We start from the raw sequence: 16,910 nt of genomic DNA on the forward strand, positions 1-16,910 counted from the left end.
TTTGACAGGCGTTTATTGCCTTTCCTGAGGGTAACTACATGAATGAACAGGACATAGCACTGCTGTGGCAACAGTTTGAAAAGAGCCTGCATGAAACCGGAGAAGCCCTGGGACTGGAAGGGCTGAACTGGCAGGAGCTGCTTATCTATGGTGTTGGCCAGCTGCTGGTAACCCTGATGATAGTGCTGCTGTTTGGCATTCTGTATATGCTGGGCCGCACTGTGCTGCGCTGGGTGCTGGGGCGACTTGGCCATGGTGAGGCACCGTTTCGTACCGGTATTGTGTTGTTGCGCTATTTGCTGGGGTTGGCCATGGTGGTGGCGGTGCTGGCGCAGTTTGGTGCCGAGCAGGGCGTGTTAAAGGGCACTGCCCGTGCCGGCCTGATGGCGCTGTCGTTTTATCTGGTGTGGGCGCTGCTGTCGCGTGGCCTGATTAATCGCCTGTCACGCCGTCATCTGGACTCTTCACTGGTGCAGCTGTGTAAAAATACCCTGTCGGTCACATTAATGGCGCTGGGGGCCATTACAGTGATGGCGCAGTTCGGGTTTGATGTGCTGTCTATTATTGCCGGTCTGGGCATAGTGGGGATTGCGGTGGGCTTTGCGGCTCAGTCTACGCTGTCTAATTTTATTGCCGGCATTATGCTGTTGATTGAGCGGCCTTTTCGTATTGGCGACTGGGTTTGTATTCATGGCCAGGAAGGCAGAGTGGTACGGATTGCCTTCAGAACCACCTGGCTGCGCACCCGTGACAATGTGTTCACCATGATCCCCAACGACAGTGTGGCCACGTCAGATATTGTGAACTTCAGCGCCGAGGGCGCAACCCGCATTCGCATTCCGCTGAGAGTAGGGCTGAACGAGCCCATAGCACGGGTGCGCAGTGTGATTATGCCTATTTTACAGGCGCATCCCAGGGCCATTAATAATGAGATGTTATCGTCCAGAGTGCAGATGCGAGAACTGGCAGACTCTGCCCAGATCCTGAGTGCCCAGGTGTGGGTCAGTGCTCAGGACGTGGAAGTGAAAGGTCGCATTTCCTGTGAGTTGCTGGAGTCCATTCGCGTGGCGCTGGCCGAGTCAGGCATTGATATTCCGGTGCCACACCTGCAACTTCAACAGGCCAGAACCAATACCAACCAACACCAAGAGGAATAAAGGATGCGCAAGGGGTTATTTGCATTGCTGTTACTGCTGACGGCTTGTGCCGGCAAACCGGATGGCATTACCCCGGTATCGGGTTTTGAGCTTAACTGCTATCTGGGCACCTGGTATGAAATTGCTCGGCTTGATCACAGTTTTGAGCGGGGGCTGGAGCAAGTAACCGCCGAGTACAGCCTGCGTGATGATGGCGGTGTAAAAGTGATTAACCGTGGTTTTGATGCCGCAAACAATGAATGGAAGGAAGCAGAGGGCAAGGCCTATTTTGTAGACAGCCCTGATACGGCACACCTTAAGGTGTCTTTTTTCGGGCCTTTTTATGGTGCTTATGTGGTGTTTTCGCTGGATGACGACTATCAGCATGCGCTGGTGTCGGGCCTGAACCGGGACTATTTATGGTTGCTGGCGCGCACCCCTGAACTGGATCCCGCGGTGCAGCAAGCCTTGCTGGAAAAGGCCGCTGACGCCGGTTTTGATACCAATAAGCTGATCTTTGTATCTCACCGGGAATAGTTTATGCCAACATACAATTGTGGCCCTGAAATAGGCTAACAAATCGCCTCCTGAGCTGACGTCACAAGTTCAGGGGCGAATACTGGCAAGTACCTCAGGCCGGCCTGTTAACGGGAAAGCCAGGATCAGTGCTTCACCGGCGGCAGGAAAGCGGCTGGTCAGTGCCGAGATATTAACCTGATGGCTGATCATCACAATGGGCAGGCCGGGCTCCAGCCCGGTAATAAACTGTTTGAGTTGCTCGGTTTGCGCCGAACGACGTTCGCGGGTCAGGAAAAACGAGTTCAGCGCAGGAGCGGGCTCAACCTCTCCCACGTTCAGTAATCTGGCGGTTTCAAGTGCACGGCAAAACTGGCTGCTGTATACCCTTGCCTCGGTAATGCCGTGCCGGCGCAGCCGCTCTCCCCAGTCTCTGGCTTCCCGTTTGCCTTGCTCATCAAGATTACGCTGAGTGCTGCAGTCGTTCAGAATGACGGCGGTGGCCACGCCGTTCCCGGGAGCATGGGTGTGGCGCATCAGTAACATGGCGTTGCCATCCTTCAGGGCCTGCCAGGCACTGGCATCGTCCGCGTTAACAGCAAGTGGCAACAGCAGCAGTAACAGTAATATTTTCAGAAACATTCCGTATCCTCTTTGCCGGTGGCCGCATAACGGCCATTGTGCTTGCGATTACAAAAATGACCGGAATTTCCGGGGTTGCTTCTCAGCGGCTGTATCAGCCCGGAATTTCATTCAGCGTGGACGCCAGCTCGTCTGCCAGCTGCTCCCAGCCCGCCGCCAGTGCCCGTACCAGCTCGGGATAGCCGTCTGCCCGGAGCGGAGACTCAATGCTGAAGGCGCGCTGTTTCAGCAGGTTTTTTTCTTGATCAAGGATCTGCCAGTGGCCACGGATCAGGGCTACACCGTCATAGTGCCCTTGAAAGCGATCCAGCCTCAGTCTTACTTCACGCACAGGCAAGGCATGCTGCGGCTGACCACGCTGAATAACCTGAGACTCGGGCAGCGCAGACTGAAGCCGGTGGATCAGCAACTGGCGCAATTGAGCGGGCAGGGGCTCTGCCCACAAGTGATTGCGTGCCTGGTGAACTTCAATGCTGCTGATCTGCATAACAACGCCGTCACTGTCGAGAAAGGCAGCAGTATCAAGCGGGGCAACCATCACCGACAGTCTGGCTGAATACTGCTCGTCGGCCGGGCTTTCCGGCAGCAGGTAGTCGGCCTGGCCGGCGCTGTTATCGGAGCCTGCACAGCCAGCCAGGGTGAGTGCCAGCAGTGCCGGGGCTAGATGTTTCATGTGTTTTTTCAGCATTATCTGGCCGCCTTTGGTTGAGGATCCTGAGTGGGTTTACGGTCAAAGATCAGGGCATTGGGCTGATCGTTCAGCGTGCGCAGCACCGGCTGCATATCTGCCATCAGTTTTTCCAGCCGTGACAGAGTCCGGGTCAGCTCGTTATAGCCTTGTGAGTCGGGAGCAAAGCCCTCAAGCGTATGACTGAGCTGGCGCAGGGTCTGGTTAACATTGGCGGGCAGCTCAGTGGTCGCCGGATCTGCCAGCAGCCGGTCAACCGAGGCGGCAATGCGGTTTATTTTCTCCATGGTCTGCTCAGTGCTTGCCAGGGTTTTGTTCAGGTTGTCGACTACCGGCTCTATGTTCAGGTTGTTGAATTTGTCGAGCAGGTTAGACACTTTTTGCTCAATCTGGGCAAAGCTGCCCGAGGTGGTGGGAAATACGCGGCGCTGCACAAAGGTCATTTTCTCAAATGCCGGCACTTCCTTATGAAAATTAAGATCCACAAACAGGGCGCCGGTCAGCAGGTTGCCGGCTTTTAATGAGGCCCGCATACCGTGGCTGAACATACGTTCAAAGCGGGCATACCATTGGTCCTCATCAATGGTCTGCAGTTCGTTGTCGAAACGCTGGGGCTCAATACGGATTAATACCGGAATGGCAAACCGGCTGAGAGAGTCGGGTTGTGGCGCGGTAAACTGCCAGGGAACGCTGACCACAGAGCCAATGCGCACACCGCGATACTCTACCGGTGCACCGGGCTCCAGTCCTCTGACCGTATCGTCTACCAGCAGCACATATTCCAGATATTGATCATAACTGCCTTCATTGGCGCTTTCTTCATCGGCAAACAGCGTATAGCTGGCGTTGGCTCTGGCCTTTTTTCCCATAGGGGTATTTTCCGGTACGCCAAAGGTAATACCGCCACCCACCAGTGATTCCAGTGAGCCGACTTTTACGCGAAAGCCCTGAGAGTCGAGCCGCATATCAATGCCACCACTGGTCCAGAAACGGGTAGTGGTAGTGACCAGCGAGTCATAGGGGGCCTGAATGTACAGGCGAAGCTGCATTTCCCGCTTTTCGGCATCAAACTCGCTGTGCTCAACCCGGCCCACTGTATATCCCTGATAAGTCACCGGATCTCCCGTGCTGATGGCATTGCCCACCTGACTGACAAGATTAATGCGAATGCCGGCGGCGTCGGGCGGGGCTACCGGAGGCTGATCCAGCACCTTAAAGCGGCGCAGAGACTCTTTGCTGTTGCCCGGCAGCAGTTGTATGTAGGCACCGGAAAGCACGGTATTCAGCCCGCTGATGCCTTCCCGGCCAATGCGCGGCTTGACCACCCAGAACCGGGTTTCGGTATTAAGCATATCCTCAGCCTGGGGACTCATGCGGGCGGTGATTACCGCGTGTTGCAGATCGTCTGACAGATTGACCTTCTCGACCCGGCCCACTTCTACATTGCGGGTTTTTATCAGGGTCTTGCCGGCTTCAATGCCTTCTGCGTTATCCATAACCAGCGTAATGGACGGCCCCAGTTTGCTGAGGTTGTCATAGATCATCCAGGCACCGATGAGCACGGCCACCAGCGGGACTATCCAGATGGGCGACAGCGAGCGCTGGGTTTTACGCTCAGCGCGGGAAGACTCAGGCATGATTGGATTCCTTGGAGTTATCATTATTTTTCGGGTTGGCACCGACCCAGATACTGCGCTGATCAAACAGCATGGCGGCCAGCATGGTCAGGATTACCACGGCTGCAAAGGCAAGGGCGGCAGGGCCGGGCTCGATAGACATCAGATTGCCGTTGCGAATAAGGGCGACCAGAATGGCCACCACGAATACATCTACCATGGACCAGCGGCCCACAAACTCGGTAATGCGATAGAGCCGAATGCGATTCATGCGGTTAAGCCCCGCTTTTTCCTGCTTCACCACATAACACAGCCACAGCAGTGCCAGAATTTTACTCACCGGCACCAGCACACTGGCAGTGAAAATAATAAAGGCAATGGGCCAGTCACCGTGCTGAATAAACAACAGCACACCGCCAATAATGGTAGAAGGCGAGCTGCTGCCCAGAGAGGTCGTGACCATAATGGGATACAGGTTGGCAGGCAGATACATCACAATAGCAGCGGCCAGCAGTGCCAGGGTGGCCTGATTGTTAATGCCATGCCAGGGATGCAGGGGCTCGTCGCAGCGACGGCAGCGAGGTTTACGCGTTTGTGCAATATCATTGACCAGGCCACAGGTGTCACAGCCGCACAGGTTTTGCTCACTGGCGGTGAGGCCGGCCCGGGTGCCCGGCGGCGCCATGCCTGTGCGATCCAACGAAAACCAGAGCCAGTCCTTGTCCACTGACTGAGTGGTTTTAAGCAGCAGAACAGCGAAACCACAGAAGGTCCAGAATGACAGCCCCAGTTCTATTTCAGCCATGCCGACCACCTTGATGAGGCTGACCAGGGTGCCAATCACAAATACATCCGCCATCATCCAGGGAGAAACATGACGCAGGGTACGCGCAATTTGCGGGCTGCGGGGCAGCGGATGTCCCAACAGCATGCCCAGACACAGCCAGCACACGCTGAGCAGATAAACCAGCGGCAGAATAATGACTGTGAGCAGCACACACAGGGCCACCAGTGGCTGATGCAGGCCAATAAGCGTTGATGCACTCTCGGTCAGCTCAATGCGGTTACCGATGCCGCTGAACTCAAAGCCGATAAAGGGAAAGGCCACCGACAGCGCCAGGGTGATAAGAGTTGCCAGCGCCAGTGCCAGAGAACGCTCTGCCGGATTGGCATGACGACGTACCAGGGTATGTCCGCAGCGGGGACAGTCAGCTTTTTGCCCCGGCGATAATGACGGCAGGGCCACCACCAGATCGCACTCATGGCATACCCGCAACCGGCGGCGGGAAATCAATGGCCGGCGGTCGGAACATGAAACTGGCTGCTGCTGAGGGCGATGCGTGCTCAAAGATGACCTAATGCAAATAAAATCAGTGCCTTGATACTACGATAGTTGCCTATCAGTAATAAAGTCGAATCACACCCCTGTACATATAATCTTCACTTAGCAACACAGATCACATTTTTAGTCATGTTTTGGTACCTCTGCCGATAAGATGAATGTGTCATGACGGTTTGATGACAATGTTGTAATAAATTGAAAAGGAGAGCATGCAAGCGTGTTGCGTAATATAAATATTGGCCTGAGGGCTGCACTGTCGTTTGGTGTGATTGGCGCACTGATGTTGATTCTGGGCATGCTCAGTATTCTGCAGCTGGACAGGCTTAATGAGCAAATAACCATACTGTCGATGCATCGGGTTCCCAGCCTGACAGCCGTAGAAAATATTGATAAGGAATTTCTTCGCATTCGTCTGCACAGCCTGGCGCTGGCAAATTCGGCCGAGCCGGACAAACGGGCCGAATCCCGGGCCAATCTGGAAGCGGCCAAACGCAAGCTTGCTGAGTTTAAACGTGAATATGACGGTTTGGCGCAAATGCCGGAAGTGCGTGAGTTGCTGCAGCGTTTTGAAACCGTGGAAGCGCGCTACTGGCAGGCCAACGAACGCATTATGCGTCAGGCCGAGCGAGGCGATCTGGCCGGTGCCAACCTGGCGTCGCGGCTGGATCTGGCTCCCCTGGCCGAGCAGCTGGCCGATCTGCTGCGTGAGCTGAATCAGGTGCAGCATCAGCGCATTGACCAGACCAATACCGAAACCGATGAGGTTTATGCTCTGTCGCGTAATGCGATAGTTGGCTTGCTGCTGCTGGCGCTGGCGGGTATGAGCGTGCTGGCCCTGCTGCTGACCCGCAGTATAGTGCACCCGATCAGCGATGCAGTAAAAGTAGCCAAAGTCATTGCCGGTGGTGATTTGACCTGGCCGGTAAACGTGGAAGGGAATGATGAGCCTGCCCGCCTGCTGCAGTCATTGCAGCAAATGCAGAACAGCCTGAAAGAAACAGTGCGGCTTATCAGCGACTCCTCTCATCAGCTTGCTTCTACCTCCGAGCAGCTCAGCTCGGTGACAGAAGCGTCGACCAGAGGCCTGCATCAGCAAAGCCAGGAGCTGGAGCAGGCCGCTACCGCGGTTACTGAAATGACCACAGCAGTAGAAGAGGTGGCGCGCAATGCGTCCAGTACATCCCGTGAGTCGGAGCTAGCGGATGAGCGTGCTCAGTTCGGCCGGGACCGGGTGGGCCAGACGGTCACTTCAATTGAAGGCCTGGCCGGTGAAATTGGCGAAACTATGGGTAATATAGAGAGTCTGGCGGTGCGGGTAAATGACATCACCACAGTGCTGGATGTGATCCGGGCCATTGCCGATCAGACCAACCTGCTGGCACTGAACGCTGCCATTGAAGCTGCCCGGGCCGGTGAGTCGGGGCGCGGTTTTGCGGTGGTAGCCGATGAAGTCAGGGCGCTGGCATATCGCACTCAGGAGTCGACCAAGGAAATTGAACAGATGATCCAGGCGGTGCAGCAAGGATCTCAGAATGCGGTTATTGCCATGAAGAGCAGCAATGAGCGTACCAGCGGCACTCTTAATATTGCCCGTGAGGCCGGTGAAGCGCTGGCGCAGATTGCCACCAGCATTGCCGGTATTAATGATCGCAATATCGCCATTGCCAGTGCGGCGGAAGAGCAGGCGCATGTGTCGCGGGAAGTGGATGGCAATCTGGTGAATATCAGGGATCTGTCGGTACAGAGTGCGGCCGGTGCCAACCAGACCAGTGCTTCCAGCCAGGAGCTGGCGCGCCTTGCCGGTGAGCTGAACAGTCTGGTCAGCCGTTTTGTGATTTAAGCACAATTCTTACCGCAATAAAAAAGCCCCGCTGTGCGGGGCTTTTTGCTGTCAGCGGCGTACCTGCTTACAGTACGGCAGCAATGCCGTCGCACAGAGCGTCGATATTGGCCTTGGTAATACCGGCCACACTGATACGGCCGGAGCCGACAATGTAGATACCAAACTCGTCTTTCAGGCGGGCTACCTGCTCTTTGGACAGACCCGAGAAGGAGAACATGCCATTTTGACGGGCAATAAAGCTGAAGTCCTGATTAACACCACGGGCGGCCAGCTTCTCCACAAACAGGGTGCGCATTTCCTGAATACGGTCGCGCATTTCCTTGAGCTCGGCCTGCCAGTCGGCATACAGCTCAGGATCGTTGGCGACCATGGCCACCACGTTGGCACCATGAGACGGTGGGTTGGAGTAGTTGGCGCGAATAATGGCTTTCACCTGGCTGAAGCTGGTATTGGCGGTGTCTTCATCAGCGGCAACCAGGGTAAAGGCACCCACACGCTCGTTGTAGAGGCCGAAGTTCTTGGAGAAAGAACTGGCAATCAGCAACTCGGCATTGTGTTTGGCAAACTCACGCAGGCCATAGGCGTCTTCTTCCGTACCCTGAGCAAAGCCCTGGTAGGCAAAGTCGAACATGGGCAGCCAGCCCTTGTCGGCGGCCAGTTTGGCCAGTTGCTGCCACTGCGCCTGAGTGGGATCAATGCCGGTAGGGTTGTGGCAGCAGCCGTGGAGCAGCACCACATCACCGGCTTTGGCATCTTCCAGGCTGGCGAGCATGGCGTCAAAGTCGAGATCCTTGGTGTCGGCGTTATAGTAGCCGTATTCTTTTACTTCAAGACCGGCGGCGGTAAACACGGCTCTGTGGTTGGCCCAGGTAGGATTGGAGATCCAGATGGTGTTGGTGTCGAGCTGGCGGGCAATAAACTCGCCGGCAATGCGCAGGGCACCAGTGCCGCCCGGTGCCTGAGCGGTGCGGGCACGTTTGTCGGCAATAATGGCGGCACCATCACCAAACAGCAACTTCTGTACTACCTGACCATAGGCCTCAATGCCTTCTATGCTGAGATAGTTTTTGGTGGTTTGCTCTTGCACCAGGCGGGCTTCAGCCTTTTTGACACAGCGCAGTACCGGGGTCTGACCGGCTTCGTCTTTGTAGATACCTACGCCCAGATTGATTTTATCGGTACGGGCATCTTTGCGGAACGCATCGGTCAGACCCAGAATAGGATCCGCCGGAGCAGCAGTGACCTTCTCAAACATAGTGTTGTCAATTCCTTCTTGATAAAAGCGAATGTGATCGCAAAGCGATGCCTTTTAGTTATATCACTTGCACCGGTAGTAAAAAAAGGGCTGCTGTTGCATAAATTATGCTGGTGCTGTCAGCGCCGGCCGCACCAGTAACCAATAGCTGGCCAGCGCCAGCCAGGCGCACAGGCTCATCACCAGGGTCATGGGCAGGGCAGAAAGGGCATGGCTGGCATTGACCGCAAAGGTGGCCAGCGCACCCAGACCAAAGCGCACTGTGCCGGCCAGCGCCGAGGCAGTGCCTGCCGACTCGGGAAAATGACTGAGCAGCCCGGCCATGGAATTGGCCCCCACCAGACTGATTTGCGCTATCAGCAGCATAATAGCGGGCACCAGCCCCCACAGACCACCGATGCCGGTGATGCCAAAAAACAACAGCGCCATCGCCGCTACCGCCGCCAGTATCAGGCCGGTTTTCAGCAGACGATCACTGCCCAGGTGTTTTACCAGCCGGCTGTTGGCAAAGGTCAGCACCATCATCAGCACTATGTTCAGGGCAAACAGCAGACCATAGCGCTCGGGAGGTACACCATACAACTCGATATAGACCAGCGGCGAGCCGGAAATAAACGCAAACATGGCAGCGGTAGTGAGACCGCCACAGCCAATGTAACCCAGGGCGGCGCGGTGGCGCAGCACCCGGCTGTAGTTCTGCAGCACCGGCCAGATACGAAACGATTGCCGGTGCTCGGGCTTTAAGGTTTCCGGAATGCGCAGCGCCAGCGCGACCGAGACCAGGGCACCAATGACTGCCAGCAGCACAAAAATGCTGTGCCAGTGCCCCACCAGCAACAGATAGCCGCCAATAATGGGAGCCACCAGCGGTGCCAGTGTCATCACCAGAATGACCATGGACATGACTCTGGCGAACATGTCCCGCTCAAACATGTCTCTGAGCAGCGCGTTGAGCACCACAGATCCGGCGGCCCCACCCAGTGCCTGCAGCAACCGAAAGGTCATCAGGGTTTCAATGCTGTTGGCAAAGGCACAGCCCAGGCTTGCCAGGGTAAACAGCGCCAGTCCGCCGAGCATCACCGGCTTGCGCCCGGTGGCATCGGCCAGCGGCCCGTAAAACAGCTGGCCCAGCGCAAAGCCGGCCAGATAAACACTGATGGTCAGCTGTGCCTGTGACACGGGCACACCCAGATCTTCAGCAATGGTGGGCAGGCTGGGGAGATACATGTCGATGGCAAGGGGCGTCAGCCCGGCCAGGCTTGCCAGCAGCAACAGTAATGAAAGGGGCAGCGCCATTTCGGGCTCCAGCAGTTACAAAAGAAACATTATGCCATGATAACACTGCCACTCAGCAGTATGTCAGGGCTGATACGGATAAATATGCAGCCGCGGAATCAAGGGCTCACCGCCAATGCGCGCACTGCGTCGCTTGCGGGTGTTCGCGGGAGGATAGTTTCCCAACGGCGTGACTGCCGGCAGTTCATCCTGGCACAATATCAGCGGCAGGTGCGCCTTGAACTGCTGCTGACGGGGTGTGAGCTGTTCATGCCAGCGCACATTGACCATGGGATGGGTTTTGACCGGCCGGCGCAGGCGCAGTTCAATGTGAGCGGGCAGACGTTTTACATCGTAAATTTCACGGTCGATACATTGCAGCCAGGTGTGCTCATCTACCAGCGGAGGAGGGGAGAGCCGGCTTTGCATCAGTTGCTCCACCAGTTTTATCTTGTCTACCTTCTGAATAATTTGCTTGTTGGCCCAGGTAAAGCCCAGCCGGGAGGCGGAGCGAGGCAGCAGCGTGAGCTGACGATATACCTGCAGGGTGATCAGACCCGGAAAGGTGTCGTGCACCAGAGTGAACTTTTTGTCTTTGTCGTCCAGTTGCTGTACCAGAGCACGAAAGGTCTGCTTAAGGTGATTCACCTCTTCTACCAGAGGAGCGATGACTGAGTGGCTGGCTGCAGGGAGCAGCACAAAGCCCGGCAGCCGAAAGCTGGCTTTGGCGGAGCAACCGGGCGAGATATGCCAGCGGCCAAAGGCGGCAAGGGCTGCATCAAGGGCAGGAAGGCCGGCCATGTGTTCTTCTATGGTGATGATCTCTACCGGCTCGTGCTCTTTGCCCGTGGGTGTTTGCGGCAGCAACCAGGCGGCAGCTACCGGCGCTGATCCTGCCTGCTGGCGCAGGTGCTGGTTAAGCTCTGCCAGAGCCAGCTCCAGTTGATCCATGGTGTGACGTAATTCGGCGGCCAGAGTAAACATAAGTTATGCCAACATAAAAATATAAGCTTTTAATCTAATACAGATCGGCGTTGTTTGCCAGTAAGCCAGCACAAAAAAAGCCAGGTACGAAATCCGTGTACCTGGCTCAGGGGAATGGCTCATTGACTGAGCCGTGCGCTAAGAGAACGCCAGACAGGCGCTCCCTTTACAAATTTTAGCCTTTAATAGCAGGGCTGCCAGTTAACCCTTGAAATAACAGGGATGCTTGTTTACTGTATGTTTATACAGATAAGGAGTCCACTATGGCTGTAGAAGTTCAATATCGTGTTGTGCGTAATGGGATTGAGAAGATGATCTTCACCAACAAAAAAGAAGCCGATGCCTATGACCGGCTGCTCGATCAGGCTGAACATATCGAAACCGTGCTGGAAGGGGCACCGGTCGCACTTAACGAGCAAGACAGGGAAGCGCTGGCGCTGTATCTGGCAGAAAACCAGCAGGCACTGGCGGCACCGAAGAAAAAGCCGGCTCAAAAAGCCGACAAGCAGAAGGCTGCTGCCGGCCATGAAGAGGAACAGGTTAAAGACGTTGCCTGATCAGCTGTAAAGGGTGCGATAGAGACCGGGCCGGTCCAGCAGCTCATGATGAGTGCCCGACTGGCTGATTTTTCCGTCTTCAAACACAATCACTCTGTCGGCCTGACGCACCGAACTTAACCGGTGTGCCACTATCAGGGTGGTGCGACCTTTCAGAAAGCCCGACATGGCCTGATGCAAGCGCTGCTCGGTATCGGTATCCAGCGCCGAGGTAGCCTCATCCAGAATCACAATGGCGGGGTCTTTCAGGATCATGCGGGCCACTGCCAGCCGCTGTTGTTGTCCGCCCGAGAGCCGTACTCCCCGCCGGCCCACTTCCGTATCCAGGCCCTTGTCCATGGCCGCTACCACCTCATCAAGCTGTGCCACCTTCAGTGCCTGCCAGATGGCATCATCATGGTGTTCGTCACCCAGATTCAGGTTGGCCCGCACCGTATCGTTAAATAGCACCGGCTGCTGCAGCACGGTGGCCACATGCTCGCGAATGGTGGAAAAGCCAATATCCTTGCAGCTGACACCGCCAAAACGAATATCGCCGCTGTCGGCAGGATAAAGCCCCAGCAACAGCTGAATAAAAGTGGACTTGCCGCCACCACTGGCACCCACCAGAGCGACCTTTTCACCGGCGGCAATGCTCAGGCTTACGTCATCCAGCACTTTTCGTTCACCATCGTACGAAAAGCTCAGATGATTGACATCAATGGGCAGGGTAGTGGTGCCGGTAAAAGGATTAACGCGGCCCTGACTCTCAGGCTCGCCGCCCAGTGCCAGCATGCTGTTAATGCGTTTACGAGCGGCATCGGCGGCATAGAAGGAATACTGCATATTGAGCAACTCCTGTACCGGCCCCATCATAAACCAGAGGTAGCTGAACACCGCAAAGATCTGACCTACAGTAAGATCGGTAAACAACACCATGATCATGCCAACGGCCCGAAATAACTCCACCCCGGACAGAAACAGCAGAAAACTGGCCTTTCCGGCTGCTTCGCTTTTCCAGTGATATTCAATGGCGGTATCCCGTACGCCGCGGGCCCTGTCGATGACCCGGCGCAGATAGTGGCGCTCCCGGTTGGCCGCACGAATTTCCTGAATGCCGTCCAGGGTTTCTACCAGCGCCTGCTGAAACAGCTCAAAAGCCTTGTTCTCATTGCGTTTGAGATACTTTACCTTTGAGCCGAGCCGGCTCGAAAAAAACACTACCACAGGGTTAAGCAGCAGAATAAACAGCCCCAGCTGCCAGTTCAGCAGCAACAGCACCACGGCAGTGCCTATCACACTCAGCAGGCTTATCAGCAGCCGGCTCAGTGTTTCGCCCAGAAATTTGTCAAGGGTTTCCACATCGGTGATGTAGTGGGAGCTGACACTGCCGGCCCCCACAGATTCAAAGGTGCGCATGGGCGTGCGCATCAGCTGGCGGGTAAGACGCTGGCGGATCTGAAAGGTAATGTGTTTGGCTACCCGGGCAAACTGCCGCCCCTGCAAAATATTGAATACCAGGGCCATAACGCGCAGCAACAGTGTCACCACCAGCACCGCTAAAATATACCCCACTCCGGTCTGCCAGTTGTCAGGCAATATAGGGTTCAGGGCTGCAATCAGGCTGCCGGGTTGCTCAAGCAGCACTTCGTCTACCAGCAATGGCATCAGCAGGGGAACAGGCACCGCCAGCAGGGTGCCGGCAATGGCCAGCAGGTGGGCTCTGATCAGCTGTTTTTTATGTCGCCGCATCATGCTGATCAGCCCGGACCAGTGCAAAACCCGGCTGTTTGAATCTTTTTTATTCATTCATCACCATCTTTGGTTTTCATTTGCCTGAAGGGCAGGTAAGTTAACCCAAAACCGTTAACTCTCTGACACCATGAGCGAAAAACACACATTTTATCAAAGCCTGACCGCTCAGGCACTGGCCTTGTGCGAAGGCGAACCCAACCGTATTGCCAAGCTGGCCAACCTGTCGGCACTGCTGAACCTGTCCCTCGATAACATTAACTGGGTCGGCTTTTACCTGCATGACGGCAATGAACTGGTGCTGGGCCCGTTCCAGGGCAAGCCTGCCTGCGTGCGTATTCCCGTTGGTAAAGGGGTCTGTGGCACAGCAGCCGCAACCAATCAGGTGCAGCGGGTAGCCGATGTCAATGCATTTGACGGTCATATTGCCTGTGATGCCGCCAGCAATTCTGAAATTGTGGTGCCGCTGGCTGATGCTGACGGGCAGGTTTGGGGCGTGCTGGACATTGACAGCCCTGACTTAAATCGCTTTGATGCCCACGATGAACAGGGCTTGTCTGCGTTGGTGCGGGCTGTACTGCCAATACTGTAATATGCCGGGGTCGCTTTTGTTGGTGCGGCCCTTATAATATGCCGGTTTCAACGGGCGGTGCGCCCACTGGTTTCAAACCCCAAGGTAATTCATGGAAAACTCTGAAAAACTGAAAAACAGTAAAGAAGTCATTGCTTATCTGGCCGAGTGCTTTCCCCAGTGTTTTGTAGCGGAAGGCGAAGCCAAACCGCTCAAGATTGGTATCTTTCAGGATCTGGCGGCACGCATGACGGATGATCCCAAGGTATCCAAGACTTTGCTGCGCACCGCGTTGCGCCAGTACACCTCCAGCTGGCGTTATCTGCACGGCCTCAAGGCCGGCATGAGCCGTGTTGACCTCGACGGCAACCCCTGCGGTGAGCTGACCCAGGAGCATATTGATCACGCCAGACAGGCGCTCAAAGACAGCAAGGAAAAGGTGTTTGGCCCGCGCAAGGAAAAGCCGGCCGGTAAAAAGCCCCGTCCGCGTGCAAAAAAAGTGGATCCTGCGAAACTCGCGGTAGAGCAGAGTGTCAAAGTTTTGCTGGGCAAGTCGCCGGTTCCCGCTACCATTAAGGAAGTGACCCGGGACGATGTTCAGGTTGAACTGAAAACCGGTATGTCAGTGCGCGTTAAATTTGAACATATAGTTCTCTGAGGAGTAGGGTTTGATCAGTCACGGAATTCGTTATTCCCTGGTGGCCGCCGCTGTGCTGGCCACTGGCCTTGCTCAGGCAGTGGCACCGGCCATCGATGCTGATGCTATTCCTGCGCTGGCACCGGAAAGTCAGCACGCAGCAGCGGCCAAGCGGATTACCGCGCTGTTCACCCGTTCTCATTACAAGCAGTTCAGGCTGGACGATCAGTTTTCTCAGGCGATTTTTGATCGTTACATTGAAAGCCTGGACTACAACCGTAACATTTTTACCCGGCAGGATATTCAGCGCTTTGAGCGCTTTCGCAACAGCTTTGATGACCTGCTGCGGGCCGGGCGGCTCGACTCTGCCTTTGAAATGTACAACGAAAGTCTGAAACTGCGCTATCAGCGCCTGTCCTATGCACTGTCGTTGCTCGACACGCCCATGACGTTTGAGGATAACGAGCGTTACCAGTTTGACCGCACCGAAGCCGACTGGCCTGCCAGCCGTCAGGAGCTGGATGAGTTGTGGCGCAAGCGGGTGAAGTTTGATGCCCTGAGTCTGGCACTGGCCGACAAAGACTGGGATGAAATCAAGACCACCCTGACCAAGCGTTACAACAATGCCATCAAACGTTTGTCTCAAAGTGAAAGTGAAGATGCCTTCCAGAGCTTTGCCAATGCGTTTGCCAGGGCCATTGAACCTCATACCAGCTATCTGAGCCCGCGCAATGCCGAGCGCTTTGAGACTGAGATGAATCTGTCGCTGGAAGGTATTGGTGCCGTGCTGCAGGCCGAAGACGATTACACTGTCATTCGCTCCCTGGTGCCTGGTGGTCCGGCGGCCAAGTCCAGCGAGCTGCAGCCTGATGACCGCATTATCGGGGTGGGGCAGTCGCAGGATAAAATTACTGATGTGATTGGCTGGCGGCTGGATGAAGTTGTGGATCTTATTAAGGGGCCAAAAGGCACCAAAGTCTGGCTGCAAATCCAGCGTGGTCAGGCGGTGGCCAATACGCCCCGGGTGATTGAACTGACCCGTGATACCGTGCGCCTGGAAGACAGGGCCGCCAGTGGCAAGGTACTGGAGGTAGACGAGCATCGCATCGGTGTGATTGAAATTCCGAGCTTTTACGTCAACCTGAGTGTTGATGTGGCCCGGGAAGTGGAGAAGCTGCAGCAGGAGAATATAGAAGGGCTGGTCATTGATTTACGCACCAATGGCGGCGGCGCGCTGACCGAAGCCTCGGCCCTGACCGGCCTGTTTATTGATAATGGTCCTGTGGTACAAATTCGCGACGGTTTGGGTCGCATCTCGGTGAATGGTGACGAAGACGATCGTATCAGCTACGACGGCCCCATGGCTGTGCTGGTGGATCGCTATTCGGCGTCGGCCTCAGAGATTTTCGCTGCCGCCATGAAAGATTATGGCCGGGCCATTATTCTGGGTGAAAATACCTTCGGCAAAGGCACGGTACAACAGCACCGCAGCCTGTCGCGCATTTACGACCTGTATGAACATCCCATGGGCTTTGTTCAGTTTACCATTGCCAAGTTCTACCGTATTAATGGTGGCAGCACTCAAAACCGTGGTGTGAGGCCGGATATTCCGTTTCCCACTCCCATAAAAGCTGATGAAACCGGAGAAAGCCTGGAGAAAAACGCACTTCCCTGGGATCAGATTGAAAGCGTTGATTTCAGCCAGGTACAGGATTTGAGTCCTTATCTTGCTAAATTGCGCCAGCGTCATCAGGCGCGAATTGAGCAGGATCCGGAATTTTCTTATGTATTTGAAGATATTCGCGAATATCAGAAGAAAAAAGACGAAACGTCCATTTCGCTCAACCTGGCAGAACGTAAAGCCGAGCTGAAAGAGCAGGATGCCAAATCTCTGGCACGGCTGAATGACCGGCTGCGTCGTGCTAATCTGGAGCCGGTAGCCAGTCTGGACGAGGCACCCAAGGATTTTGAGCCTAAAGACAGCTATCTGGAAGAAGCGGCGCGCATTACCGCCGATCTGGCCGACATGCTGGGCTGAGCAAAACAGGTTAATACGGGGCCAGCTTGCGGCCCCGTTTTTTTATTGATCACTTCCATTCATCATTTTCAACGAGATT

At 55.4% G+C, this 16,910-nt stretch carries 15 protein-coding genes; 7 read left to right on the forward strand and 8 right to left on the reverse strand.

Going from position 1 to position 16,910, the window contains the following annotated elements:
• The first annotated feature begins 38 nt into the window (after positions 1 to 38).
• Together R0I78_RS03435 and R0I78_RS03440 are read left to right on the forward strand one after the other, a co-directional pair.
• Positions 39 to 1,157, forward strand: coding sequence for a mechanosensitive ion channel family protein (locus R0I78_RS03435; RefSeq protein WP_317074321.1), 1,119 nt, complete (start codon positions 39 to 41; stop codon positions 1,155 to 1,157).
• 3 nt (positions 1,158 to 1,160) lie between these two features.
• On the forward strand, positions 1,161 to 1,673 hold the full coding sequence (locus tag R0I78_RS03440; RefSeq protein WP_317074322.1) for a lipocalin family protein: 513 nt from the start codon (positions 1,161 to 1,163) through the stop codon (positions 1,671 to 1,673).
• Between the two features lie 69 nt (positions 1,674 to 1,742).
• Here the strand turns inward: R0I78_RS03440 and R0I78_RS03445 are convergent, their stop codons facing one another.
• The 4 genes from R0I78_RS03445 to R0I78_RS03460 form a co-directional block, all read right to left on the reverse strand.
• Positions 1,743 to 2,294 carry a histidine phosphatase family protein gene (locus R0I78_RS03445; protein ID WP_317074323.1) on the reverse strand — a complete coding sequence of 184 codons (552 nt, stop codon included), beginning with the start codon at positions 2,292 to 2,294 and terminating at the stop codon, positions 1,743 to 1,745.
• Between the two features lie 94 nt (positions 2,295 to 2,388).
• Positions 2,389 to 2,967, reverse strand: a complete 579-nt coding sequence (locus tag R0I78_RS03450; protein WP_317074324.1) for a membrane integrity-associated transporter subunit PqiC — start codon at positions 2,965 to 2,967, stop codon at positions 2,389 to 2,391.
• 14 nt (positions 2,968 to 2,981) lie between these two features.
• A complete protein-coding gene (gene pqiB / locus R0I78_RS03455) occupies positions 2,982 to 4,619 on the reverse strand; it encodes an intermembrane transport protein PqiB (protein ID WP_317074325.1) in 1,638 nt (545 codons plus the stop codon).
• Positions 4,612 to 5,946, reverse strand: a complete 1,335-nt coding sequence (locus tag R0I78_RS03460; protein ID WP_317074326.1) for a paraquat-inducible protein A — start codon at positions 5,944 to 5,946, stop codon at positions 4,612 to 4,614. The genes pqiB and R0I78_RS03460 overlap by 8 nt, the downstream gene beginning before the upstream one ends.
• Positions 5,947 to 6,157: 211 nt before the next feature.
• Here R0I78_RS03460 and R0I78_RS03465 point away from each other — a divergent pair, with 211 nt between their 5' ends.
• The gene (locus R0I78_RS03465; RefSeq protein ID WP_317074327.1) at positions 6,158 to 7,780 is read left to right on the forward strand and encodes a methyl-accepting chemotaxis protein; all 1,623 of its coding nucleotides are present in this window, start codon (positions 6,158 to 6,160) and stop codon (positions 7,778 to 7,780) included.
• Between the two features lie 67 nt (positions 7,781 to 7,847).
• Here the strand turns inward: R0I78_RS03465 and R0I78_RS03470 are convergent, their stop codons facing one another.
• From R0I78_RS03470 to R0I78_RS03480, 3 genes are all read right to left on the reverse strand, one after another.
• On the reverse strand, positions 7,848 to 9,038 hold the full coding sequence (locus R0I78_RS03470) for an amino acid aminotransferase (protein WP_317074328.1): 1,191 nt from the start codon (positions 9,036 to 9,038) through the stop codon (positions 7,848 to 7,850).
• A 105-nt stretch (positions 9,039 to 9,143) separates the two neighbouring features.
• Complete coding sequence (locus tag R0I78_RS03475) at positions 9,144 to 10,334, reverse strand: Bcr/CflA family multidrug efflux MFS transporter (RefSeq protein ID WP_019935344.1); 1,191 nt, start codon at positions 10,332 to 10,334, stop codon at positions 9,144 to 9,146.
• Positions 10,335 to 10,397: 63 nt separating this feature from the next.
• Positions 10,398 to 11,297: a DNA replication terminus site-binding protein gene (locus R0I78_RS03480; RefSeq protein ID WP_317074329.1), complete on the reverse strand. Its 900-nt coding sequence runs from the start codon at positions 11,295 to 11,297 to the stop codon at positions 10,398 to 10,400.
• Between the two features lie 263 nt (positions 11,298 to 11,560).
• On the opposite strand from R0I78_RS03480, the gene R0I78_RS03485 reads away from it, so the two are divergent.
• On the forward strand, positions 11,561 to 11,854 hold the full coding sequence (locus R0I78_RS03485; protein ID WP_317074330.1) for a YebG family protein: 294 nt from the start codon (positions 11,561 to 11,563) through the stop codon (positions 11,852 to 11,854).
• Here R0I78_RS03485 and R0I78_RS03490 read toward each other — a convergent pair whose 3' ends face one another.
• A complete protein-coding gene (locus R0I78_RS03490; protein WP_317074331.1) occupies positions 11,855 to 13,642 on the reverse strand; it encodes an ABC transporter ATP-binding protein in 1,788 nt (595 codons plus the stop codon). It abuts the gene before it with no gap.
• A 73-nt stretch (positions 13,643 to 13,715) separates the two neighbouring features.
• Here R0I78_RS03490 and R0I78_RS03495 point away from each other — a divergent pair, with 73 nt between their 5' ends.
• The 3 genes from R0I78_RS03495 to prc all read left to right on the forward strand — a co-directional run bounded on the left by R0I78_RS03495 (position 13,716) and on the right by prc (position 16,831).
• Complete coding sequence (locus R0I78_RS03495; protein WP_019935340.1) at positions 13,716 to 14,177, forward strand: GAF domain-containing protein; 462 nt, start codon at positions 13,716 to 13,718, stop codon at positions 14,175 to 14,177.
• A 91-nt stretch (positions 14,178 to 14,268) separates the two neighbouring features.
• Positions 14,269 to 14,814, forward strand: coding sequence for an RNA chaperone ProQ (gene proQ, locus R0I78_RS03500; RefSeq protein WP_019935339.1), 546 nt, complete (start codon positions 14,269 to 14,271; stop codon positions 14,812 to 14,814).
• Positions 14,815 to 14,824: 10 nt separating this feature from the next.
• On the forward strand, positions 14,825 to 16,831 hold the full coding sequence (gene prc / locus R0I78_RS03505; RefSeq protein ID WP_317074332.1) for a carboxy terminal-processing peptidase: 2,007 nt from the start codon (positions 14,825 to 14,827) through the stop codon (positions 16,829 to 16,831).
• Positions 16,832 to 16,910: the final 79 nt, after the last annotated feature.

The sequence above is a fragment of the Oceanimonas sp. CAM02 genome (assembly GCF_032842915.1).
Lineage (GTDB): Bacteria > Pseudomonadota > Gammaproteobacteria > Enterobacterales > Aeromonadaceae > Oceanimonas > Oceanimonas smirnovii.

Coding starts and splice junctions, on each gene's coding strand:
- R0I78_RS03435 (WP_317074321.1), top strand. CDS start 39: ATGAATGAACAGGACATAGCACTGCTGTGGCAACAGTTTGAAAAGAGC.
- R0I78_RS03440 (WP_317074322.1), top strand. CDS start 1,161: ATGCGCAAGGGGTTATTTGCATTGCTGTTACTGCTGACGGCTTGTGCC.
- R0I78_RS03485 (WP_317074330.1), top strand. CDS start 11,561: ATGGCTGTAGAAGTTCAATATCGTGTTGTGCGTAATGGGATTGAGAAG.
- R0I78_RS03470 (WP_317074328.1), bottom strand. CDS start 9,038: ATGTTTGAGAAGGTCACTGCTGCTCCGGCGGATCCTATTCTGGGTCTG.
- R0I78_RS03450 (WP_317074324.1), bottom strand. CDS start 2,967: ATGAAACATCTAGCCCCGGCACTGCTGGCACTCACCCTGGCTGGCTGT.
- proQ (WP_019935339.1), top strand. CDS start 14,269: ATGGAAAACTCTGAAAAACTGAAAAACAGTAAAGAAGTCATTGCTTAT.
- R0I78_RS03490 (WP_317074331.1), bottom strand. CDS start 13,642: ATGAATAAAAAAGATTCAAACAGCCGGGTTTTGCACTGGTCCGGGCTG.
- R0I78_RS03495 (WP_019935340.1), top strand. CDS start 13,716: ATGAGCGAAAAACACACATTTTATCAAAGCCTGACCGCTCAGGCACTG.
- R0I78_RS03445 (WP_317074323.1), bottom strand. CDS start 2,294: ATGTTTCTGAAAATATTACTGTTACTGCTGCTGTTGCCACTTGCTGTT.
- R0I78_RS03475 (WP_019935344.1), bottom strand. CDS start 10,334: ATGGCGCTGCCCCTTTCATTACTGTTGCTGCTGGCAAGCCTGGCCGGG.
- pqiB (WP_317074325.1), bottom strand. CDS start 4,619: ATGCCTGAGTCTTCCCGCGCTGAGCGTAAAACCCAGCGCTCGCTGTCG.
- R0I78_RS03480 (WP_317074329.1), bottom strand. CDS start 11,297: ATGTTTACTCTGGCCGCCGAATTACGTCACACCATGGATCAACTGGAG.